The sequence below is a fragment of the Acinetobacter haemolyticus CIP 64.3 = MTCC 9819 genome (assembly GCF_000369065.1).
Lineage (GTDB): Bacteria > Pseudomonadota > Gammaproteobacteria > Pseudomonadales > Moraxellaceae > Acinetobacter > Acinetobacter haemolyticus.
The window spans coordinates 164,991-188,950 of the sequence record NZ_KB849804.1 but is presented as its reverse complement, the minus strand read 5'-3'; the positions used below and the strand labels follow the sequence as shown (position 1 = coordinate 188,950).

Here is a 23,960-nt window from a genome sequence, read left to right as displayed (position 1 = left end):
TGGAGAATCTCATGCATCCTATCGTCATCATCGGATCTGGTATGGCTGGTTATACCGTTGCTCGTGAATTTCGCAAACTGAGCCCAGAACAAGAACTTGTTATGATCTGTGGAGATGATGCGGTAAATTATGCAAAACCAACATTATCCAATGCTTTCGCAGGCAATAAAGCACCTGAGCAAATTGCTTTAGGCGATGCTAATAAAATGGCAACTCAACTCAATATGCGTATCGAGGCAGAAACGTGGGTCAAAGAAATTCACGCCGAAGCACATGAAATCGTATTAGAAAAAAATGGTGAAACGATTACGCAACCCTACTCTAAACTTGTACTTGCAGTCGGTGCGAATCCAATCCGTCTAGCTATTTCAGGTGATGGCAGTGATGATATTCATGTCGTTAACTCATTAATCGACTATCGCAACTTCCGTGAAAACCTTGCTCAACGTAAAGATAAACGCGTTGTTATTTTAGGTGCAGGCTTGATTGGATGTGAATTTGCCAATGATTTATTACATAGCGAATATGATATTACGGTAATCGATCTTGCCCCACAACCATTGGGACGTTTATTGCCTAGTCATGTTGCAGACTTATTCAAAAACAACTTAGAACAAGCTGGAATTAAATTTGTCCTTTCAACAACAGTTGAAAAAATTACCAAAATTAATGATGGTGAAGATTACGCTGTAACACTTGCAAATGGACAAACCTTGATTGCGGATATCGTTTTATCAGCAATTGGTTTACAACCAAATACAGCCCTAGCAAAATCAGCAGGGATTCAAACAAGTCGTGGCGTCATCACAAATACTTTATTAGAAACCAATCAAGCAGATATCTACGCGGTTGGTGACTGTGCTGAAGTCAACGGAACTTTACTTCCTTATGTGATGCCAATCATGCAACAAGCTCGAGCATTGGCTAAAACTTTAAGTGGTCAAAACACTGCCGTACACTATCCAGCGATGCCTGTTGCAGTAAAAACCCCTGCAGCACCACTCACTGTTTTACCTGCCCCATTAGATATTGATGTGACTTGGGAGATGGAAGACTTTGAAGATGGAATGTTAGCAAAAGCAGTTGATGCAGAAGGCACATTAAGAGGCTTTGTACTTTTAGGTGCAACAGCTGCAAAACAGCGTTTGACACTGACCAAACTTGTGCCTGACTTGATTCCTGCACAAAATTAAGGTTTATTAAATATAGCGAGTTTGTTGAAAAATGAGGTTTCTGCAAACTCAATACCGACAAAAATAATTCAACTTGGAACGAGCAGCATGAACAGTGCCCTTCAATTTAATGTGTCGCCTTATACTGCATTTATGCAAGAGACCAAAGTAAGTTTGGGCAATGGTATCGAACTCCATGTTGAAATCGGCGGAAACCCTGAACATCCAACAGTTCTGCTCATCATGGGATTAGGTGCACAAATGTTATTTTGGCCTGATTTCTTTTGTAAAGCGCTGATTGACCAAGGGTTTCGTGTGATTCGTTTTGATAATCGTGATATTGGTTTATCTTCAAAAATTAGAAATAAAGGTAAAAGACTCAATACAATGAAACTCATGGGACGTTTCATGTTTGGGCTTGGCAATGAAGGTGCGCCCTATACACTGTATGATATGGCAGATGATGTCGCCATGCTCATTGACCAATTGGGTATTGAAAAAACCTATCTACTAGGTGCATCGATGGGCGGCATGATTTCTCAAATCGTTGCGGCGAAATACCCTGAAAAGGTAGAAAAAGTTGGACTATTGTTTACGAGTAACAATCAACCTTTCCTTCCTTTCCCTTATCCAAAACAACTTTTCAGTTTATTGGGAAGGCCTCCAGCACGTGATGAAGAGTCAATTGTTAATCATAGTCTAAGAGTATTTCAAATTATTGGTTCACCTGGTTATGTGAATCAGGTTGAAGCAATTCAAACCATTCGAAAATTATATCGCCGTAGTTTTTATCCAGCGGGTGTACTTCAACAATTTTTAGCAATATTATGTACAGGTTCTTTGTTACCATTGAACAAGAATACCACTCAGCCCACTTTGGTTGTGCACGGTTCAAAAGATCGTTTACTACCACCAAGTCATGGTAAAGCGGTTGCAAAAGCAATTACGGGTGCTAAGTTTGAATTAATTCATGGAATGGGGCATGATATTCCTGCACATTTCATCCCGCAACTTAGCGATTTGTTTGTTCATCATTTTAGATCATCACACTAGGACACTATGGCTGCATTACCCTCATTAAGACAGCTATCATATTTAGTTACGTTGTCAGAAACATTACATTTTACTGAAGCAGCACGCCGTTCGTTTGTTACCCAGTCCACTTTATCTGGGGGAATCATGGAACTAGAGCGTCTGCTAGGTGGCGTCTTAGTTGAACGTGATCGTCAAAACGTCCGTTTAACCCCTCTAGGTGAACAAGTTGTTGCTCGTGCACGTGTGTTATTAGCTGATGCACAAGATCTTATGCGTTTAAGCCGAGAAATGAGTGAGCCGCTAACAGGTGACCTGCATCTTGGTATTATCCCAACAATTGCACCTTTTATCTTGACGCAACTCTTGGATGAAGTGCATCAACAATTGCCAAAAATTCAACTCCATCTACATGAAGCACAAAGCGAAAAGATTGTAGAAAAACTGGAACATGGCAATCTAGATATGATTGTTCTTGCACTGCCGTTTGATACACGCGGTTTAAAAGTTGCTGAAATCGCAAAAGAGCATTTATCACTGGTTTACAATAAAAATGACAGCAATGCTGCCAATGCAAACTCTTTAGATGATCTTGATCTGTCACGATTGATGTTACTTGAAGAAGGCCATTGTTTACGTGATCATGCATTGAGTGCCTGCCCTGTTGGTGAACGCAAAAATGATCATCGCTTAAAAGCAAGTTCACTACCAACATTGGTCGAAATGGTATCTTCTGATTTAGGTTTCACACTTTTACCTGAAATTGCGATTAAAAATAGCATGTTGAATGGTAATGAAACGATTTCTATTAAATCCATCGAAGATGCTCCAAGTCGTACTTTAGCTTTAGTGACACGCAAAAGCACTCCACTTCAAAGTGAGTTTGATGTGATCTTGCAAATTTTGCAGAAAATTACAGCTCATTTAGCATAATAAAAAGCCTGTAATTCAAATCGAATTACAGGCTTTTTCAAATACGCAAATTCTGGTTATTTAATCTCTAACAAATTTACTTGTTCAACTTGTACATCACTCATTCGCTGACCGAGATCAAGTAATTGATCAAAATAGGCTTCAACGACTTTTGCCTGATCCGCGGTACTTTCAACCTTGTACATATTCTGCCGAAATTCATTACTTGAACGTAAACCCTTGGTGTACCAAGCAATATGTTTACGGGCAATACGGCAACCTGAATATTCACCATAAAATTGATAAAGTTCAGATAAATGCCCCAACAAAACGGCTTTAACTTCAGCGATGTCAGGCGTAGCGAGATGTTCACCTGTTTTTAAGTAATGTCCAATTTCTCTGAAAATCCAAGGTCGCCCCTGTGCTGCTCGTCCAATCATAATGGCATCTGCGCCAGTATAATCTAATACATATTTTGCTTTTTCTGGACTATCAATATCACCATTCGCAATCACTGGGATGCCGATGAGTTGTTTCACCTGTTTTATGAGTTCATAGCGAGCATGATTTAAATACATATCTTCACGCGTACGTCCATGCAGAGCCAAAGCAGCAATCCCCGCCTCTTCAGCTCGTTTCGCCACACGTAAAATATTTTCTTGACCATTTAAAAAACCAAGACGAGTTTTTAATGTTACTGGAACATCAACAGCAGCAACGACTGTATCCAAAATACGTGCAACCAGATCTTCATCTTGCAACAAAGCAGAACCCGCCAGTTTGTTACAAACCTTCTTTGCAGGGCAGCCCATATTGATATCAACAATTTGCGCCCCATTGGCAACTTGGTAGCGTGCCGCCTCAGCCAATTGCTCAGGATCAGAACCTGCTATTTGTGCCGAAATTGGTGCTAATTCACCATCAAAATTTGCACGATACAGACTCTTTTTGCTCATACGCAAGGTTTTATCAGCGGTCATCATTTCACTAACCGCGTGCCCAGCACCAAAGTATTTACACAATGTTCGAAATGGTCGGTCTGTAACCCCGGCCATCGGAGCAACGATCAAATTATTTGACAGTCGATATGAACCAATATACATATATTTTCTTACAATTTCTGATCACCATAGTATACTTCATTCACCCATTCGACTCATCTTTTTATGTGGTGTTGTCCTGATCATGAACAAATCATACTCATCTCGTCCGCTATTAAAAACACTTAGCCTAATCATCAGCTGTGTCAGTCTCACCGCTTGTGGTGATTTTGCATGGTGGGCAAATGATAAGGAACCTGTACTGAAAGCAGATCAGATTAAAAGTGTGATTCCAGCACGTGTACGTGATCGTGACGCTTGGGCACAAGATATTCATGACATTATGCAAGAACTTAATATCCCACAATCTAAACAGAATGTATGCACGATTGTTGCCGTGGTGGATCAAGAGTCAAATTTTGTTGCAGACCCACAAGTCGCAGGTTTAGGTGAAAAAGCAGTTCAGGAAATTAATACGCGTTTAAATGAAAAATTTGAAGCAAAACTTGGGGAGACAATCGGTGGTACCGTCGCAGGTTACTTCGAGGAAGTCCTAAAAAATCAACCCTCTCCTGAAGACAACTATATGCGCCAAATGCGTAGAGTTAAAACAGAACGTGAGCTTGATCTACTTTATCGTGAAATTTTTGATTACATGGCGAAGCATTACCATATTAGTGCTTTAACTGGCGCTGCAAAACTTGTAGGCCAAGATATTAGTGAGAAAATGAATCCGATTACCACCCTAGGATCGATGCAAGTTCATATTAATTATGCCAAAGAACATAAACGTATCGGTATGAGCACTGCAGAATTACGCAATGATCTCTATACCCAATACGGTGGCCTATATTATGGCATCCATCGTTTAATGGTTTATCCTGCAGATTATGATCGCGCAATTTATCGCTTTGCTGACTATAATTCTGGCATGTATTCCAGCCGTAATGCAGCCTTTCAAAGCATGTTAGATGCATTAACTGATATTGAAATTGATTTAGATGGTGATCTACTTATCTATAATAAAGAAGGTAATGTTCGTCCAACTCAAAGCCAAACCGAAAAAGCTTTGATTTCAGTATTTGCTGAAAATGGGGTTTTAGTTACCCCACGTCAAATTCGAAGTGACTTGAAAAAGGAAAAATCAAAGAAATTCGAAAATACACAGACTTATACTGCGCTACAAAATTTATATCAAAGCAAAACAGGCAAAGATGCAAAATATGCGATCATGCCTCAAGTCGTAATTTCCGGTCCAAAATTGAGCCGTGATTATAATACCAATTGGTTTGCAAGCCGTGTAAATGGACGATATGAAACATGCATGCAAAGAGCAAAACAACTAAAACTGTAAATCTTGCTTTATTTGATTTTGATGGCACGCTTTATCCCAAAGACAGTTTTACCCGATTTATTTTTTTCGCCCTCCCGAAACATCATGTTATTTTAAAAGGCTTGAAAATCCTTCCTTGGATTCAGGCCTACTATCTAGGTCTATATCCTGCACATGCGATGAGACCTCGATTATTTCAAACGATGTTTAAAGGCGTGACAGCGAAGCAAATACAAAGTATCGCAATCAATTATGCACAACAAATTATTAAAGAATTAGATCCAGATCTACTTCAACAACTTTATTTACACCAACAACGTGGCGATCATGTTGTGCTTGTTTCCGCTTCAATTGACTTATATTTAGCGCCGATCTGTGAATTATTAAATATCGAATTGATTTGTACAGAAACAGAAATTATTAATGGCACTCTCTCTGGCCATTACCAGTCTTTGGACTGTAGCTGCGAACAGAAAAAAATCAGAGTACTGCAACAATACAATCTGAATGAGTACCATCAAGTTTATGCCTATGGTAATAGCCATGAAGATCTTGAAATGTTCAGCTTGACAGATCACGCTTACATGGTTGGACAAGATTTAACACTTCCACACGTTATACATCCACAACATGTTGATGAAAAGCAACCGCAAAAGAAATTAGAAAAAGACTCTACATGAGAAGAATTATTAGTTATTATTTGCTCAAATAAATTGTACTGTGAATTGACCATGAATGCTCATACTGCACCTCAGGCCAATGTCTTAACCATCCAACAATTGAGCAAGCAATATGGAGCTCGATTTGCGGTCAATCAGGCAACATGGTCTGCTACTCGCGGACAGATTATCTGTTTACTCGGACATTCAGGATGTGGCAAAACGACGATGCTACGGTTGATTGCGGGTTTAGAAACGCCTAGCAGTGGTTCAATTCAACTTGAACAAGACATTTTATGGAATGCACAACAACAAGTGCCGGCAGAAGAGCGAAATATTGGCCTAGTGTTTCAGGATTATGCACTGTTCCCTCACCTTAGTGTGTTGGAAAACGTCATGTTTGGTTTAAGAAAATTACCCAAACAACAGCGACAAACGATTGCAGAACAAGCATTGAAACACGTCTCTATGCATCATCATCTACATAGTTATCCATATACCCTATCCGGTGGTGAGCAACAACGTGTTGCTTTGGCGCGTGCTCTTGCACCCAAACCGCAAGTTCTACTGATGGATGAACCCTTTTCTAATTTAGATCATCGTTTACGTGATCATATTCGCCAAAGCACCATCGAAATCTTAAAGAAGACAGCTACAACGACCGTCATCGTAACCCATGATCCAGAAGAAGCTTTGCAAATCGCGGATCAAATTATTTTGATGCATCAAGGCAAAATCATTCAGATCGGGACACCAAAACAGCTTTATTTACAACCTAAAACCTTATTTGCGGCACGTTATTTTTCTGCACTCAATGAAATATCTGTACAAATAGAAAATGGTCAACTTCATACAATTTTTGGGGCAATCCCAACACCTCCACACTTAAAACAAACAGAGCAAGCAATTCAATGTTGTTTTCGTCCGCACCAGATTCACATTTTCAAAGACGCTGCTGACAATAGATTACCTGCAAAGGTCATTTCTTCAAGTTTTATGGGACATACTCAACAATTACGTCTACAAATTGAGAATGAAAATAATATCTTATTGGCACAAGTTGACTATCAACAGAATTTTAGTACAGCTGAACAAGTGTATATCCACGTAGATTTGACTACATGCTTCTTCTACACTTTAGATGATCAAACACCGATCGAAAATATTCGCACCAAACAAACTTTCAATGTTTAAACTTTGTGATTAGGGATGAAATAAATGAAACAACTGTCAAAGCTTCATATTGCTTTAGCTGGACTAGTGGCATTAGGAAGTAGCTGGGCTAATGCCGCTCAAGTAAACCTATATACCACTAGAGAACCTGTTTTAATTCAACCACTTTTACAAGAATTTAGTGAAAAAACAGGCGTTAAAGTAAATACTGTTTTTATCAAAGATGGATTACTTGAGCGAGTAAAAGCGGAAGGACGACGTTCGCCTGCTGATGTGATGCTGACTGTTGATTTTGGTAATTTAGTTGATTTAGTTGAAGGTGGGTTAACTCAACGTATTAACTCAAAGGTTCTGAATACTGCTATTCCTGGAAACTTACGTGCGGCAAATGGCCACTGGTATGCATTATCAATGCGTGCACGTGCCGTTTATGCATCTAAAGAACGCACGCCTTTAACTGCAATCAATTATGAAGATTTAGCTGATCCAAAATGGAAAGGAAAAATCTGTATTCGTTCAGGTAGTCATGCATATAACACCAGTTTAATTGCAGCTTATATTACCCATCATGGCGAAAAAGCAACTGAACAATGGCTTCGTGGTGTGAAAGCAAATTTGGCACGACCAGCAAGTGGCGGTGACCGCGATGTAGCCCGTGATATTCTAGGTAAAATTTGTGATATCGGGGTAGCGAATACTTACTATGTTGGTACGATGCGTACTGGAGATGCTGAGCAACAACGTTGGGGCAATGCCATCAATGTCGTATTACCGCGCTTTAAAAATGGCGGTACACATGTCAATGTCTCAGGAGCTGCTGTCGCTAAATACGCGCCGAATCCTAAAGAGGCTGTTCAATTACTTGAATTCTTAGCTTCTGACCATGCTCAAGCAATTTATGCACAAAGTGGCTTTGAATATCCTGTAAAAGCAGGTGTTAAAGTTGATCCAATTATTGCGAGCTTTGGTAAACTGGAAGTCGACAAAATTCGTTTAAGCGATATTGCACGTCATCGTAAAACAGCCAACCTTTTAGTTGATAAAGTTCAATTTAATCACTAAGCCTCACAATGCGTAAACAGGCGATCATCAAGATTGCCTGTATACTGATTTGTTTTGCCTTTTTCTCACTTAGCCCCAATATCCTCGATGATCAAAAAGAAAGACTCACCTCGTTTACTATTTTCGCTTAGTGGTATTTTGACCCTACTGGCTTGTTTACCTGTACTGGCACTAATTTGGACAGCATTACAAGGCAATAGCGATATTTGGGGACATTTGCTGCGCTATGTTCTTCCACCAACCTTAGTTGATACCACCATCCTTTTATTGGGGGTCGGTCTACTGACCATTTTAATCGGTACTGGTAGTGCATGGCTGGTGACGGCTTATCAGTTTCGAGGACGTGCTTTTTTAGATTGGGCATTGCTACTTCCACTCGCTGTCCCTACTTATATTATTGCCTATAGTTATATTGATATTCTGCATCCAATTGGTCCTGTACAAACAGTCTTAGGTGCTTGGTTTGGTTGGGAAGCACAGCCTTGGTGGTTTCCTAATATTCGATCAGTTTGGGGTTGTATTTTCCTTTTAAGCTTTGTGTTATATCCCTACGTATATCTCAGTACGCGTGCCATGTTCTTGATGCAATCAGCTAGTTTGATTGAAGTCGCACGAAGCCTAGGACTAAAACCCAATCAAGTTTTTTTAAGAGTTGCCATTCCTCTAGCTCGACCTGCGATTGCTGTTGGTGCAAGTTTGGCATTGATGGAAACCATCAATGATATTGGAGCAACCGAATTTTTAGGCGTTAAAACCCTTACGTTATCCATCTACTCTACATGGATAAACCAATCCGATCTCGCCAGTGCAGCACAGATTGCTATTTTCATGCTAATGATCATTACTTTATTGGTGATCGTAGAACGACTTGGACGACGTAAACAGCGCTATATGAATTCGGCCCAACGTAGTCGATTGATGCCTGCACAACAAGTCACAGGAAGCAAAGCATGGCTATTTCTAGGTTTAGGGTTAATTCCAATCTGTATCGGTTTTCTGATTCCGATTAGCCATCTACTCGTAGAATCATATAAACGATTTCAATATGCAGGGTTTTCTGATTATTTGCTACAAGCCTCAATCAATACGCTAAGCCTAGCCAGCCTTGCAACAGTGATCACCATTTTTATTGGTTTTCTTATCGTTAGTGCGGCTCGTTTTACTCAAAATACATGGTTTAGCCGTATCTCTAGCTTAGGCTATGCGATTCCTGGAACCGTTCTAGCAATTGGACTCATGCTATCACTAGGCAAAATAGATCATGCTGTTGCCGACTTCTTGGAATTTAAACTTGGAATTCACACGGGCTTATTATTTCTAGGTACTACATTTACCTTGATCTATGCATATTGCGTCCGTTTTCTAGCAATTGCCATCGGTGGAATAGAATCAGGTTATAATCGTATTCATGGTGTCTTTGACGACGCTGCACGTAACTTAGGGCAAAATCGTTTTTCTATTTTATGGCGTGTACATTTACCTTTATTACGTCCTGCCATTATTTCAGCAGCACTCCTTATTTTCGTAGATTGCATGAAAGAACTTCCTGCAACCTTATTGCTCAGACCACTCAATATGGAAACGCTGGCAACTCAACTTTATGCTGAAGCAGCTAGAGGAACATATGAAGATGGTGCGATCGCAGCTTTGCTAATTGTCTTAGTTGGACTGATTCCAGTCATTTTACTGGCAAGAATGGGTAAGAATATTCAACAACAAAAATAATTCAAAAATTTAAGCCAAAAAAAGACTTCCCGAAAGAAGTCTTTTTTGTTTTATAGGGTCGAGACAATGTTTGATCAGTAAATCGCCATATGATTACGGTGAATCATTTCCAAAGAACGTGCCTCACCTAAGACCTGATGGACTTTATCTGATGACAATCCTTTTACAAGATCAGCAGAGCGTGAACTAAAATTGACACGTCCAACTGCGATACGTTGTCCTTTTTTATCCACACACTCAACCACATCACCGCGATCAAAATGCCCTTCTATCGCTTTCACGCCCACGGGTAATAAACTACGATGTTTCAGTTTAATCGCCTCTACAGCACCATCATCGATGACCAAACGTCCAGCAGTTTGTAGATGAGCCGCTAACCATTTTTGGTGTGCGGTAACACGATCATTGTCAGTGGTAAATAACGTTCCCATCATCTCACCCGACATTAAACGAGCGAGTACATTTTCACTTTCACCACTTGCAATCAATGTTGGACAACCAGAACGAGCAGCTAAACGAGCAGCACGAACTTTTGTCACCATACCGCCACGTCCTAACACGCCACCGCCACCTGCCATTTCAAACAAGCGATCATCAAGTGCGCGAACTGAAGAGAATAGCTTGGCATTTGGATTACTACGTGGATCTGAGTCAAACATACCTTGTTGATCCGTTAAGATAATCAACAAATCAGCCTGTACCTGACCTGCAACCATTGCCGCCAAGGTATCATTATCCCCAAAACGGATTTCGTCTGTAGATACGGTATCATTTTCATTGATGACAGGAATGACACGCCAATCAATCAAGTTCTGCAATGCATCACATGAGTTGAGATAACGACGGCGATCAGCAAGATCATCATGAGTCAAAAGAACCTGAGCAGTGCGGATGCCATGTTGATCTAATACACTTGACCATGTATGGATCAAGCCCATTTGACCGATCGCGGCACAAGCCTGCAAACTGGGTAGATCAGTGGGTCGACTCGCAAGTTTCATGCGTACCATCCCTTCTGCTACTGCACCAGAGGACACTAAAATAATTTCATGTCCAGCATTGTGTAGATCTGCAATTTGTTTCGCCCAATGCGAAATTGCCTGTAGATCTAAACCTTGCCCATTTGCAGTCAGTAAAGATGATCCGATTTTAACAACGATTCGTTTACACGCATTGAGCTGACGTTGCCCATCGACCACTTCTATCATTTTTTCCTCAAATTATTTTTCCTGTTGCACAGCGACGATTGCTGTACAACAGGAATTAAAAGGGAGTTTAACAGTCTAATTAATCACGAACGTAGACGCTTTCTACGCCGCCATCATCATCTTCATCGTCAAAATCATCTTCGTCATCTTCTAGTCCTGCTTCACGCTGGGCCTTACGCAATGCACGATAAGCTTCTTTTGCTGCGATGGTTTGTTCACGTGTTTCAGCTTCAAGCTGATCACGGAATGCTTTAACTTCTGCTGCGTACTCAGGATCTTCAACTTCACGCTCGCGTTGTTGCTCGATTTGATCCATGAGGTAATACACAACCTCCTTGGTTCCTTCAGACATAAGACCAGAAGTTTTAAATACTGGACCTTTCCATTGCAATTCATCAAGAATGTGCTGACACCATTCTTCTCGTGACTCTTCTGGCAATTGATCTAATTTATTCAACACCAACACCACAGGAAGCTTCGCCAATGTTGGAGAGAATTTCTCTAACTCAGCCAAAATCGCTCTGGCATTGTGTGCTGGATCAGATCCGTCGATCGGCTGAACATCAACAATGTGCAAAAGAATACGTGTACGCGCCAAATGCTTAAGGAAACGAATACCAAGACCTGCACCTTCTGCAGCACCTTCAATCAATCCAGGAATATCGGCCATCACAAATGAGCGATGACGATCTGCATCAACGACACCTAAGTTTGGCACCATTGTTGTAAATGGATAATCGGCAACTTTTGGTTTTGCAGCACTCACCGCACGGATGAAAGTTGATTTACCCGCATTTGGCATACCCAGTAAGCCAACATCAGCAAGCACTTTTAACTCTAAACGTACTTCACGATATTCACCTTTGATACCATGCGTGCATTTACGCGGTGCACGGTTCGTTGATGATTTAAAGTGTGTATTGCCTAAACCACCATCACCACCATTGGCGACTTTGACACGCTGACCATCTGCAACCAAGTCACCAATAATGTCACCAGACTCAGTATCAACAATCGTGGTACCTACAGGCACTTTTAAAATGACATCTTCACCGCCACGACCAGAACAGTTCGCACCCGAACCATTCTTACCACGTTCTGCACGATAGCGACGTGTATATCGGTAATCTACAAGTGTGCTGGTATCATCATCTGCTTGGATGTAAATACTTCCGCCACGCCCTCCGTCACCACCATCTGGGCCACCAAAAGGGACAAATTTTTCACGGCGAAAACTGGCTACGCCATTGCCACCGTCGCCAGCCTCTACGGTAATGACTGCTTCATCAACAAAGCGCATGTGCCAATCCTCTAAATTCTTTAAAACGGGCTATTTTGCCACATTTTAATAAAATTCTCGAATAGAAAAATCAGCAAATAGGATTTTGGCTTTAAAAAAACAGATTTTATTGGCTTTAAGGTCTTACATTTCTTAATGGCAGGTCCATTTGCATTTCTAAATTTGCTTTTGTGTCTTGCACTGAGTTAAACATGATTGCATTGAACGATGAAATCGAACTCATATTGATCTCATCATTGATATTTAAACGTGGATAGAACTGATGCTTCACCGGCAAATGAATAGACTCATTAAATGCAAAATGTACAGGTCCTTCAAACACGATTTTGACAGGAACGGTATAACTTCGTTTGAGTTCAAACGGTATGTCTAGCTTTACGGGTATATTTAGACTTAAAGGGAATTTAGGCAGTAACTTATTCTGATAAATGAGATCAGTGGTGGTCTCTATCGGCATGACCTCATCTACTTTAAGCATTGTTTGATAATCAATATCCACTGTAATTGGCGTTTCAACTTCAAAACTTAAATCTGCTAAATATTTGCCTTGCAATGGTAATTCCAGAGTACGATCAATGAGTAAATCCGTGTTTAACTCACCTTTGGATCTTACTTGTAAATGCTACCCAACTTGGATCTGAGTGGCTAAAGATTCGGGCAAACGTATATCCGCCTGCTGTGCTGAAACCATGAGCGATGCTTGAATATTCAAATAAAACCAAAACAAGATTGCGACCAATGTGGTCAAAATCACAAAACTAATAAAGGCGCTTTTGTATGTTTTAAGCATCTGACTCATTCACCTACTTTTATTTCTGTTTTATGAGGTGTCTTTTCACTCGTTGTAGAAACAACGCGATCCAGATACATACTTGATAGCGGAATCTTGAGTTCACCTTCTGCGATTTTGACAGGTAAGGTATTTTTGACATCTACAGCTGCATTCAAGTCAGAAGTGATTGGAACATTCAGCTTGCCTTGTACAGGAATATTGGCATTGAGCTGTGTCTTCAATGGAATATTTAGATTTTCTTTCAATACTGTTTTTACAGGCGCATCAAACTTTAAGTGCACTTTTTGTTGTAGCGGCACTTTGATATCAATCGGCACATCAAGCTGTAGTGGAATAGAACCTTTTAAAGGTAACGTGACGTCTCTACCAAGAATCTTTACTTGAACTTTGGTATCGATTGGGAGTTCTTGATGAACCTTTATAATTTCCTGAACAGGAATAATCGTGCTGATTGGGACCTGACTATCAAAGTAAACACGGGGAGTTAATGTTTGAGTTAAAGGCACACTAAGTTGTTCGTTAATTGGAATTTTTGCATCAACACGACCATTTACTTCAACATCCAGTGCTTCCTTCACTTTGACTCGAACCTGTAACGGTTCTTGTAAATCAATCGCAACTTTTTGATCTTTTAATGGAATGTAAATATTGAAATGCTTAAACACCCACATTGCGATATAAACGCCACACAAGTTGGCAACAACTATCAAAGCAAAAACTGCAAACAAACGTCTAAACTGCAACAATGAAGTATTCCTAACCAAATCTTTCCCTTTGTCGTTATTCTCTTCGATTTTTTTGTTTTAATCTGCATAGATTCTGTACAGTCAATAAAAAAGCCCAGTGGGAACTGGGCTTTTTTTGTATAGCTTTACTAACAAATATTATGCATTTGTTTCAGCTGGAACTTTTGTATAGCTCACACCACACATTTGCTCAGCGATACGTAATACTTGGCAGCTATAACCTACTTCATTGTCGTACCAAACATAAGCAGTTAAACGTGTACCAGAAGTAATGGTTGCTTGCGCATCAAATACGCCCGCAGTACGCGAACCAATGAAGTCACTCGATACCACTTCAGATGAGTTGGTATAGCCAATTTGACCTTGTAAGTTAGAGTTGATTGAGATTTGACGAATGTATTCGTTCACTTCTTCACGATCAACTTCTTTCTCTAAGTTCAAGTTCAAGATTGCAAGAGAAACGTTAGGTGTTGGAACACGTACAGAATTACCTGTTAACTTACCTTTAAGTGCAGGCAATGCTTTAGCAACTGCTTTCGCTGCACCAGTTTCAGTAATTACCATGTTCAGTGTTGCAGCACGACCACGGCGATCAGCTTTATGGTAGTTATCAATCAAGTTTTGGTCATTTGTGAACGAGTGAACAGTTTCCACGTGACCATTTAATACTTTGTATTTATCGTCTAAAACTTTTAATACAGGTGTAATTGCATTTGTTGTACAGCTAGCAGCAGAGATGATTTTGTCTTCATCCAAGATGTCAGTATTGTTTACACCGTAAACAACGTTTTTCATTTCACCTTTACTTGGTGCTGTTAACACTACGCGTGCAACACCTGGGCATTTCAAGTGTTGGCTTAAACCTTCAGCATCACGCCATTTACCAGTGTTGTCGATTAAAAGTGCGTTTTCAATACCGTATTCTGTATAGTCAACTTCACTTGGGCTAGATGCATAAATCACTTTAATGAAGTTACCGTTAGCAATGATTGCTTCGTTTTCTTCATCAACAGAAATTGTACCAGCAAAAGTACCGTGAATAGAGTCACGACGTAATAAAGAAGCACGTTTCGCCAAATCACCGTCAGAAGACTTGCGTACAACAATTGCTTTAAGGCTTAAACCACGACCTAAACCTGATTGGCTAATGATTAAACGAGCCAAGATACGACCAATACGACCAAACCCGTAAAGAACTACATCTTTAGACTCAACCGCAGTTGCCTTACCTTGAATCGAAGCAACAGCTTTAGCAACAAAAGCGTCTACATCACCGCCTTCATTTTTATATTCAACCGCGAGTTTACCGATATCAACTTCCGCAGAACCAATGTTTTCTACTTTCATTAACGCTTCCAAGATTGGGAAGGTATTTACAACTGAAAGCTCAACATCAAGCATACGTGTGCGGCGGTGTGATTTTAAGATTTGGATTACTGAACGGTTAATTAAAGAACGTCCGTAAACAGAAACAACAATATTTTTCTCACGGTACAATTGACCAATCAAGGCAATCATACGTTCCGCGATTTCCTCACGATTTTTCCAACGACCTTGGTGTTCTGCATGTAGGGCAACGATAGTGTCTTTGCTCACAGTTACGTCCTCTAATTTAATATCTATACTGGGCGTGAAATTTTAAAACGCCATAATTGTAATGGAATTATCATCAAGATTGAATCAAAAGCTGCTAAACGAGCTAAGATTTTGCCCCAATTGACTATAAATTCATAAAATACCTATAATTATTTTTGTGATTTTGGTTAAAAATCTTTCTCTATCATTGTAATAGCCATCCCTATAAAAATGCTTGATGATCATTTTACAAATATGATTGCGATTTTTGGGTTAATCTTCCGCATTATTAAGCCGCTTGGGATAATGTTTTAGATTTAACTCAAGCTGCTGTTTTCGTCGTTTTTGCTGGACAAGATGATTAGCGCCTTCAATCACGAGTACTAAGACAGCCAACCAGATAAGAATATACGTCAACCACTCTTCTTCACCAATTTTTTCACCAAGTGCAAATGAGACCAATGCCAACAAAACGGGTTCCAAATATCCCAACAAGCCAAAAAGAATTAACGGCAAATAGCGACTCGCCAAAAGATAACAACCTAGACCAATCGCACTAGACAGGCCAAGTCCCATCACGACCAAAGCTAAACTTGGTTGCTCTAGAAACTTGAAATATGGTGTATCGCCTGTTTGAGTGAAGAAAATCGCAACAGGTAGAATAATGATCATATCCCACCAAAATCCACCCAAGTTATCTGTTTTAATTTGCTTTCGAATCACAAAATATGCGGTATAACCAATCGCAACTAACGCTGTCTCCCAAGCAATACTGCCCAGTCTCCATATTTCATGCCCAACGCCCAACATAGCAAGAAATACAGCAAGCGCCTGAAACTTTGAAAGCTTTTCCCCATACAGAACACTCCCCGCTAACACCAACACTAAAGGCAAAAGAAAGTAACCTAAAGATACTTGCAATCCACGACCATGCATCGGCCCCCATAAAAATATCCATAATTGCACGGAGGTGAGCACAGAGGTAATCATCAAAAGTAATAATAAACTAGGGGCAGCAATCACTCTTTTTAAAATGGCTTTGATATGAAACAAATCGCCACTAAACCACATAAACAAAGTTAAAAATGGCAAGGTCGCAATAATACGCCAACCAAAAGTTTGTTCGCTATCAAAGGCGCCAAGCAATTGAGTATAGTAGTACAGAACCCCAAAAGTTACAGATGCCAAAACTGAATAAGCAATTCCTTTAAACATCATAAACCTCTAAACTGGGGAAATTTTATAAAGAACTTGATTTATCCACTATATGAAAATAAAAAAACCATGCAAGCATGGTTTGAATAAATTTAACGTCTTTAACGATGCTCTGGATAAATGATATCGCCAATATCATAACCAACCGACTTTGCATAATTTAAATATTCAAGGATAACTTCTTTATTTGGATTTGGGGTTCTTGATAACACCCATAAATATTTTCGACGTGGCTCACCTACCAGTACCGTTTGATACTCTTCATCTAGCTTTAGAACCCAATAATCGCCACGACCTATTGGAATCCACCGCACCCCTTCGGGTAAAAAACTGACTTTTAACTTACTATTGAAAGGTGCATTCGCAACAAAGGCTTCCCCTAAACTTTGTTGTAAATTTCCATCACCGTCATAACATTTATTATCAACAATAATATTACCGTTTTCATTGACTGTATAAGTGGCGGTAATGTTATAGGCGCATTTTCGATCAAAATAGATAGGTTTCCGAGCAACCTCATACCAAACCCCGAGATACTTATCTAATTCAACTTTTTCAATGGTTGCTAAGGGCTTAGCTTGTGCGTAGGCAATTGTGCCTACGGCCAACCCTGTTAAAACAACGCCACCGATTGCGATTTTTGCTAGACGCCAACTGGCTTTTGGGAAATTTTTAATTAATGGCATGAGAAATCCTCAAAACAGAATTTGTTATAAGTAGTCATATAGTTAACTAATAAAACTAGTCTATTTTATAAACAAAAACTGTTGAGATATGTATCACTTTTGAGGAATTCGCTTCACTGTTTAAGATTTCAACATGTGTGCTTTCAAACGAACAATTTCATCACGTAACCTAGCGGCTTGCTCGAACTGTAGCTCTTTCGAGGCTTTCAGCATTTCCTTTTCCAATTTGCCGATATGTTTTGCAAACAACTTTGGATCAGAAAGTAGATGTTGTTCATCTGCACTGATTGATTGAGCTTGTTGTAGTGCATTTTCATCAATTTGATCATCTGTGAGAACTTCACCTGTATCGATTTCTTTGATGGTTTGACGCACTGCACTTCGTGGCGTAATGCCATGTAACTCATTAAACTCAATTTGTTTATTACGGCGTCGATCTGTTTCATCAATCGCTTTACGCATAGAGTCGGTAATACGATCTGCATATAAAATGGCTTTACCCTTTACATTACGCGCAGCACGCCCTATCGTTTGAATCAGTGAGCGTTCTGAACGTAGAAACCCTTCTTTATCTGCATCGAGAATAGCAACCAAAGAAACCTCAGGCATGTCCAAACCTTCACGCAATAAATTAATTCCTACGAGGACATCATGCACACCTGTCCGAAGTTCGTGAATAATTTTAACGCGTTCAACCGTATCAATATCAGAATGGAGATAGGCAACCTTTACACCATACTCTTTCAGATATGAAGTTAAATCTTCAGCCATGCGCTTGGTTAAGGTTGTAACCAAAACCCGCTCATTCAACTGTCTGCGGATATTAATCTCAGACAATACATCATCTACTTGCGTCAGTACTGGACGAACTTCAATCTCAGGATCAATCAATCCTGTTGGACGCACCACCTGTTCCACCACCTGCTCAGATTTTTCCAGCTCATATAATGCTGGTGTTGCACTCACGAATACAGTTGTCGGAACAATACGCTCCCACTCTTCAAACTTCATCGGACGATTATCTAAAGCACTCGGCAAACGGAATCCGTAATTCACCAAATTTTCTTTACGTGAACGGTCACCTTTATACATTGCACCGATTTGTGGAACCGTCACATGCGATTCATCAATAATCAACAAAGCATCTTCTGGTACGTAGTCAAATAAAGTAGGTGGCGCTTCACCTGCTGTACGACCAGAGAGGTGTCGTGAATAGTTTTCAATACCGTTGGTATACCCCAACTGTTGCATCATTTCTAAATCATAGCGTGTCCGTTGTTCAATACGCTGAGCTTCAAGTAATTTATCATTGTCTTTAAAAAATTTAAGCTGATCTTTCAATTCATCTTTAATCGTATCAATGGCACGAGTTAAGTGATCTTTGGGTGTAACATAATGACTCTTAGGATATATGGTCACACGCGGAACTTTACGAACAAGCTTTCCGGTCAAAGGATCAAACCAACGAATCGAGTCAACCTCATCATCAAATAGCTCAACACGAATCGCATCCTGATCTGATTCAGCAGGGAAAATATCAATAATCTCACCACGAATACGATATGTACCACGTAAAAACTCTAATTCATTACGGGTATATTGCATTTCAACTAAGCGACGAATAATGTCATCACGGCTCACGCGATCACCTTGTACAATATGCAGAAGCATCTGCATATATGCATTTGGATCACCCAAACCATAAATTGCTGAAACGGATGCAACGATGATCGCATCACGACGTTCTAATAATGCGCGTGTCGCTGAGAGTCGCATTTGATCAATATGATCATTAATTGCCGAATCTTTTTCAATGAAAGTATCTGACGAAGGGACATAAGCTTCAGGTTGATAGTAGTCATAATAACTAACAAAATATTCAACAGCATTGTTGGGAAAAAATGCTTTGAATTCACCATAGAGCTGTGCAGCAAGTGTTTTATTGTGCGCCATCACAATCGTCGGACGTTGCGTTTTGGCAATCACGTTCGCCATGGTGTAAGTTTTACCAGACCCTGTAACCCCCAGTAGCAATTGATTACGAAAACCGTGCTCAATACCATTCACCAATTTTTCAATTGCTTGGGGTTGATCACCTGCAGGCTGATAATTGGTGACTAATTCAAATGGCTGACCAGTCTCTTGTTCTTGCATATCGTTCATCTTGCTACACTCTTATCGTTGTATGATATTGAGATTAATCTTGCAGATACAACCCTAAATCTTAATGTGGCGAAAAATTGCTACAATTTTCAAGCAACCTCACACTCTCCTCGTTATAAAATTTGGCTAACGTTTTTTTAACTTTGATCAAGCCAACGTGCCACACGTCAGATTTTTAACTCGAATTAACGTTGATCACTAAAATATCAACCACATCTAATAAGTTGATCTAACAAAATAATTTCAAAAAACGAGACACAATACACACTTTAATTAAATTAATGTTACAAATTGCCGATTTATGCAATTTTAGATCAGCTTAAGATCACAAGAATAATAAATATCACAATGCGCTTAGAAATGAGAAATCACATAAGCATGGAGGCTTATCTTGAAAACAAAATATAAGATTGCTATGGCTACCACTATACTTGCTGTAATTACTTTTGCAGCAACCCATAAAGCTCCTGTCAAAATACTAAACACTGATGCTCAAACCAATGCCGTTGAATTTCATCATGAATTATTAAAACAAACTAAACTTACAGAAACTTTACAACAAATCCGCTCAACCTCTCAGCCAACTCCTTTAGCATTGCGACATTATATCGTTGTATTTAAAGACCAATCAGGACAATCCGCTCAACTGTCCCAAACCATCCAAACACAGTACGGCGGTCAGACGAGATATCGTTTTGATCAAGCACTCAAAGGTATCGCGATTAGCATACCAGAGGTTGCCAGTCAGGCATTTATAAATGCCATGCTACGCCATCCATTGGTCAATTACGTTGAAGAAGATCAAGTCATTCAAATCAGTGCAATCCAAAGTAATCCTTCATGGGGACTCGATCGAATTGATCAACGATCACTTCCGTTAAACCAAAGTTATCAATATGAAAATACAGGTGCTGGGGTAAATTTATATGTTCTTGATACGGGAATTTTAGCAACCCACCAAGAGTTTACAGGTCGAGTAAAAAAAGGCTTTTCAGCGATCTCAGACTTTAATGGTACTAATGATTGTAATGGGCATGGTACGTTTGTCGCGGGATTGGCTGGAGGTACAACCTATGGTGTCGCCAAGCAAATTAATCTGATCCCTATACGAGTCGTCGGTTGCTCTGGTTCAGGGTTGATGAGTAATATGATTGCAGGAATTGACTGGATATTGAAAAATGGGCAAAAACCAGCCGTTGTCAATATCTCCATGGGAGGGCCTGCATACGAACCGTTGGATACAGCAATCCATAATCTATCTACTCAAGGCTTTATCCCTATTGTTGCCGCTGGAAATTCCAATACCAATGCATGTGATCTGTCTCCTGCACGTTCGGCAAATGCCATAACTGTTGCTGCAACAGACAAAACAGATACTCGTGCCAGCTATTCGAACTATGGTGCATGCGTTGATATTTTTGCCCCAGGTAGTGGTGTTACTTCCGCTTGGAACAGAAGTAACAGTTCAGTTGGTACAGGCAATGGGACTTCAATGGCTGCACCTCATGTTGCAGGTGCTGCTGCTCTGATATTGCAGCGAACCCCAACCGCTACTACAAAAATGGTTACTGATCAAATCCTTGCGACGTCTACACCTAATGTTGTCAAAAATGTAGCAGGTAGTTCAAACCGTTTATTATTTACTGCAACTGCATCTGATAGTACGCCGTCTAACCAAACAATACAGCAATCTACCAATACTCTAGCGAGCATTAACCAACTGATCGGCGCTACTACTCGAAATTGGTTATTTGGCACATGGAAAGCAACGGTCAACGTTAAAGTTGTCGATCAAAATCAAAAAGCTGTCAGTAATGCCACAATTACCGGAGGATTTAGTGTTGGTGCCTCTGCCATCAGTTGTATAACCAATAGTATTGGGGAATGTCAGCTAAATAGTGGAACTCTTTCACGAAACGTAACCAGTACAACATTTAACGTGGTAAATATAACGGGTACAAATCTAACTTACGCAGCAAATCATAATCAGGTCAGTCATATTACATTGACACCTTAAAATCACTTGACCCATACCAGAAACGCATTCAACATGAGCTGATACTTAATTACTTATGATAAAAAATATGTCTTACCAATATCATGATGAAACGATTGTCACTGAACTCCCAGAAGATACAGTATTTGTTTTTGGTAGTGATTTAGCAGGAAGACATGACAGTGGCGCTGCTCGTGTTGCTGCTCAGCACTTTGCGGCAGTAAAAGGTGTCGGACGTGGATGGGCTGGGCAAAGCTTTGCGATTCCAACGCTGAACGAACATATGCAACAAATGCCCCTGTCACAAATAGCTCATTATGTCGATGATTTTAAGATTTATGCAAAGAATCATCCCAAAATGAAATATTTCTTAACGGCATTAGGTTGTGGTATCGCTGGATATAAAGTCTCTGAAATAGCGCCTTTATTCAAAGGTATACATTCAAATGTGATTTTCCCTGAATCATTTCGTCCATTTATCGAGGAAGATGCCGTATCAAAATTCCCCGATTTAACTGCAGAAATCGTGCACGCTTTTATTAAAGATGAGGTTATTTTCTACTTCGATCATGGTTATGAATCTTTCGAAGAAGCTTTATCAAAAACGAATTTAACAACCAATGAAAAAGCAATTGCTTTGATTGTACTGAATGAAGAACTTTATCCACGCGACCGCTATGGGCGGGGTAGAGAACATGAAATTAAAGATATTTTGGGTAAGCTAAATGGGAAAATATTTAATTTTCAAAGCAATTCCGAAGGTGCCATGATTTTCGTCAGCGTGATTATTGCATTGATGGAACTGTACGATATCGACGAGCAAGACTTTATTAAATTATGGCGTGGTGATTTAACCATTCAACACCCAGTTAATCGCTGCTAAATCCACATAAACCACTGAGCAAAAGGAGATAAACTAAAAAAACTATAAATTAATAGGATAGAAAAAATAAAAACTCAGTACAGAAAAACAGACATCGTATAAAAATGGAGATTCAAGTGAATATTCAGCAACCTTTATTTGCCTTAATTTTTACGACTTGCGCAAGCTTTACTTTTGCAGCCCCAACCACCCCATCATCCAAACATGGTCCAATCAAAGATCAATACATTGTAACCTTTAATAAGGCACAAACATCATCTAAAGACTTAGCAGCGACACTGGCCAAATCTCATGGCGGAAAAGTTTTACATACCTATGAATCTGTACTAAAAGGATTTGCAATTTCACTTCCCAGCAACGCAGGTCAAGCATTTGTGGAAGCTATGAAAAAGAATCCCAATGTACTGTCTGTTGAACCAGATACTGTAATGAGTATTCATAGTAACGTTCAGAATAATGCAGTGTGGGGATTAGATCGTACTGACCAAAAGAATCTCCCACTTGACTCCAATTATAGCTATACCCAGACAGGTGCAGGTGTTACAGCTTATATTGTAGATACAGGCATACTTACTTCTCATCAACAATTCTCAGGTCGAGTCAAATCAGGATATACCGCGATCAGTGACGGTAAAGGAACTACCGACTGCAATGGACATGGCACACATGTAGCTGGCACAGTCGGTGGAACAACTTATGGTATTGCGAAAGATGTAACCTTAGTACCAATTCGTGTTTTGGGCTGTGATGGTGCGGGTACGTCCAGCGGAGTTTTGGCTGGGTTAGATTGGGTCGTCCAGAATGGTAAAAAACCAGCAGTGGTTAATATGTCACTAAGTGGTGGCGTCAGCTCATCTTTGGATAATGCAATCGTCACACTTTATGATCAGGGCTATACCCCTGTCGTTGCTGCGGGTAATTCAAATACGGATGCGTGTAATTCCTCACCTGCTAGAGCAAGCAAAGCGATTACCGTTGCGGCAATCGACAATACCGATACGCGAGCAAACTTCTCTAACTATGGCAGTTGTGTGGACATTTTTGCGCCTGGAACACAAATTACATCGGCTTGGTACGATAGCAATACTGCAACCAAACTCTCAAATGGCACTTCTATGGCGACACCGCATGTAGCTGGTGTTGTTGCTGAAATGTCACAAAGCACCCCCACTGCATCACCGCAAACAATTACAACCAATTTGCTGAAACTAGCAACAACGAATATTGTTAAATATCCAGCAGGTAGTCCAAATCGTTTGCTTTATAAAGCACCTTAATTGAATAGCC

General features: G+C 40.0%; 19 protein-coding genes and 1 pseudogene. 11 read left to right on the top strand and 9 right to left on the bottom strand.

The window, feature by feature from the left end:
• The first annotated feature begins 11 nt into the window (after window positions 1–11).
• The 3 genes from rubB (at window position 12) to oxyR (ending at window position 3,137) form a co-directional block, all read left to right on the top strand.
• Window positions 12–1,193 (top strand): rubredoxin reductase RubB, encoded by a 1,182-nt coding sequence (gene rubB, locus F927_RS10915; protein WP_005084622.1) that lies wholly within the window; start codon window positions 12–14, stop codon window positions 1,191–1,193.
• A gap of 87 nt (window positions 1,194–1,280) precedes the next feature.
• Window positions 1,281–2,225: an alpha/beta fold hydrolase gene (locus F927_RS10910; protein ID WP_004639976.1), complete on the top strand. Its 945-nt coding sequence runs from the start codon at window positions 1,281–1,283 to the stop codon at window positions 2,223–2,225.
• A gap of 6 nt (window positions 2,226–2,231) precedes the next feature.
• Complete coding sequence (gene oxyR, locus F927_RS10905) at window positions 2,232–3,137, top strand: LysR family transcriptional regulator OxyR (protein ID WP_004639978.1); 906 nt, start codon at window positions 2,232–2,234, stop codon at window positions 3,135–3,137.
• Between the two features lie 56 nt (window positions 3,138–3,193).
• Here the strand turns inward: oxyR and dusB are convergent, their stop codons facing one another.
• Window positions 3,194–4,219 carry a tRNA dihydrouridine synthase DusB gene (gene dusB, locus F927_RS10900; RefSeq protein WP_005084620.1) on the bottom strand — a complete coding sequence of 342 codons (1,026 nt, stop codon included), beginning with the start codon at window positions 4,217–4,219 and terminating at the stop codon, window positions 3,194–3,196.
• Window positions 4,220–4,301: 82 nt separating this feature from the next.
• Between dusB and F927_RS10895 the strand changes: the two genes are divergently transcribed.
• From F927_RS10895 to F927_RS10875, 5 genes are all read left to right on the top strand, one after another.
• Complete coding sequence (locus F927_RS10895; RefSeq protein WP_005084618.1) at window positions 4,302–5,510, top strand: DUF1615 domain-containing protein; 1,209 nt, start codon at window positions 4,302–4,304, stop codon at window positions 5,508–5,510.
• Window positions 5,477–6,169, top strand: coding sequence for an HAD-IB family hydrolase (locus F927_RS10890; RefSeq protein ID WP_005084615.1), 693 nt, complete (start codon window positions 5,477–5,479; stop codon window positions 6,167–6,169). Before F927_RS10895 ends, F927_RS10890 begins: the two co-directional genes overlap by 34 nt.
• A gap of 51 nt (window positions 6,170–6,220) precedes the next feature.
• Window positions 6,221–7,342 carry an ABC transporter ATP-binding protein gene (locus F927_RS10885; protein WP_005084613.1) on the top strand — a complete coding sequence of 374 codons (1,122 nt, stop codon included), beginning with the start codon at window positions 6,221–6,223 and terminating at the stop codon, window positions 7,340–7,342.
• A 24-nt stretch (window positions 7,343–7,366) separates the two neighbouring features.
• Window positions 7,367–8,383, top strand: a complete 1,017-nt coding sequence (locus F927_RS10880; RefSeq protein WP_004639985.1) for an extracellular solute-binding protein — start codon at window positions 7,367–7,369, stop codon at window positions 8,381–8,383.
• A gap of 87 nt (window positions 8,384–8,470) precedes the next feature.
• The gene (locus F927_RS10875) at window positions 8,471–10,108 is read left to right on the top strand and encodes an ABC transporter permease (RefSeq protein ID WP_005084611.1); all 1,638 of its coding nucleotides are present in this window, start codon (window positions 8,471–8,473) and stop codon (window positions 10,106–10,108) included.
• A 74-nt stretch (window positions 10,109–10,182) separates the two neighbouring features.
• Here the strand turns inward: F927_RS10875 and proB are convergent, their stop codons facing one another.
• The 8 genes and pseudogenes from proB to uvrB form a co-directional block, all read right to left on the bottom strand.
• Entirely contained in the window at window positions 10,183–11,316 is a 1,134-nt protein-coding gene (proB, locus tag F927_RS10870; RefSeq protein WP_005084609.1) for a glutamate 5-kinase, read from the bottom strand.
• A gap of 79 nt (window positions 11,317–11,395) precedes the next feature.
• The gene (gene cgtA, locus F927_RS10865; RefSeq protein ID WP_004639989.1) at window positions 11,396–12,616 is read right to left on the bottom strand and encodes an Obg family GTPase CgtA; all 1,221 of its coding nucleotides are present in this window, start codon (window positions 12,614–12,616) and stop codon (window positions 11,396–11,398) included.
• Between the two features lie 115 nt (window positions 12,617–12,731).
• Window positions 12,732–13,406: pseudogene (locus F927_RS10860) on the bottom strand (hypothetical protein).
• Window positions 13,407–13,411: 5 nt separating this feature from the next.
• On the bottom strand, window positions 13,412–14,155 hold the full coding sequence (locus tag F927_RS10855) for a hypothetical protein (protein ID WP_005084603.1): 744 nt from the start codon (window positions 14,153–14,155) through the stop codon (window positions 13,412–13,414).
• 138 nt (window positions 14,156–14,293) lie between these two features.
• Entirely contained in the window at window positions 14,294–15,751 is a 1,458-nt protein-coding gene (locus F927_RS10850; protein WP_004639993.1) for a glyceraldehyde-3-phosphate dehydrogenase, read from the bottom strand.
• 252 nt (window positions 15,752–16,003) lie between these two features.
• On the bottom strand, window positions 16,004–16,945 hold the full coding sequence (gene rarD / locus F927_RS10845) for an EamA family transporter RarD (RefSeq protein ID WP_005084600.1): 942 nt from the start codon (window positions 16,943–16,945) through the stop codon (window positions 16,004–16,006).
• Window positions 16,946–17,046: 101 nt separating this feature from the next.
• Window positions 17,047–17,631, bottom strand: coding sequence for a lipocalin family protein (locus F927_RS10840; RefSeq protein ID WP_005084598.1), 585 nt, complete (start codon window positions 17,629–17,631; stop codon window positions 17,047–17,049).
• Window positions 17,632–17,751: 120 nt separating this feature from the next.
• Window positions 17,752–19,785 carry an excinuclease ABC subunit UvrB gene (gene uvrB / locus F927_RS10835; protein WP_020846163.1) on the bottom strand — a complete coding sequence of 678 codons (2,034 nt, stop codon included), beginning with the start codon at window positions 19,783–19,785 and terminating at the stop codon, window positions 17,752–17,754.
• Window positions 19,786–20,209: 424 nt separating this feature from the next.
• Here uvrB and F927_RS10830 point away from each other — a divergent pair, with 424 nt between their 5' ends.
• The 3 genes from F927_RS10830 (at window position 20,210) to F927_RS10820 (ending at window position 23,950) form a co-directional block, all read left to right on the top strand.
• Entirely contained in the window at window positions 20,210–21,811 is a 1,602-nt protein-coding gene (locus F927_RS10830; protein ID WP_017394493.1) for a S8 family peptidase, read from the top strand.
• Between the two features lie 67 nt (window positions 21,812–21,878).
• Window positions 21,879–22,673, top strand: coding sequence for an A1S_2505 family phage non-structural protein (locus tag F927_RS10825; RefSeq protein ID WP_005084593.1), 795 nt, complete (start codon window positions 21,879–21,881; stop codon window positions 22,671–22,673).
• A 116-nt stretch (window positions 22,674–22,789) separates the two neighbouring features.
• Complete coding sequence (locus F927_RS10820) at window positions 22,790–23,950, top strand: S8 family peptidase (protein WP_005084591.1); 1,161 nt, start codon at window positions 22,790–22,792, stop codon at window positions 23,948–23,950.
• Window positions 23,951–23,960: the final 10 nt, after the last annotated feature.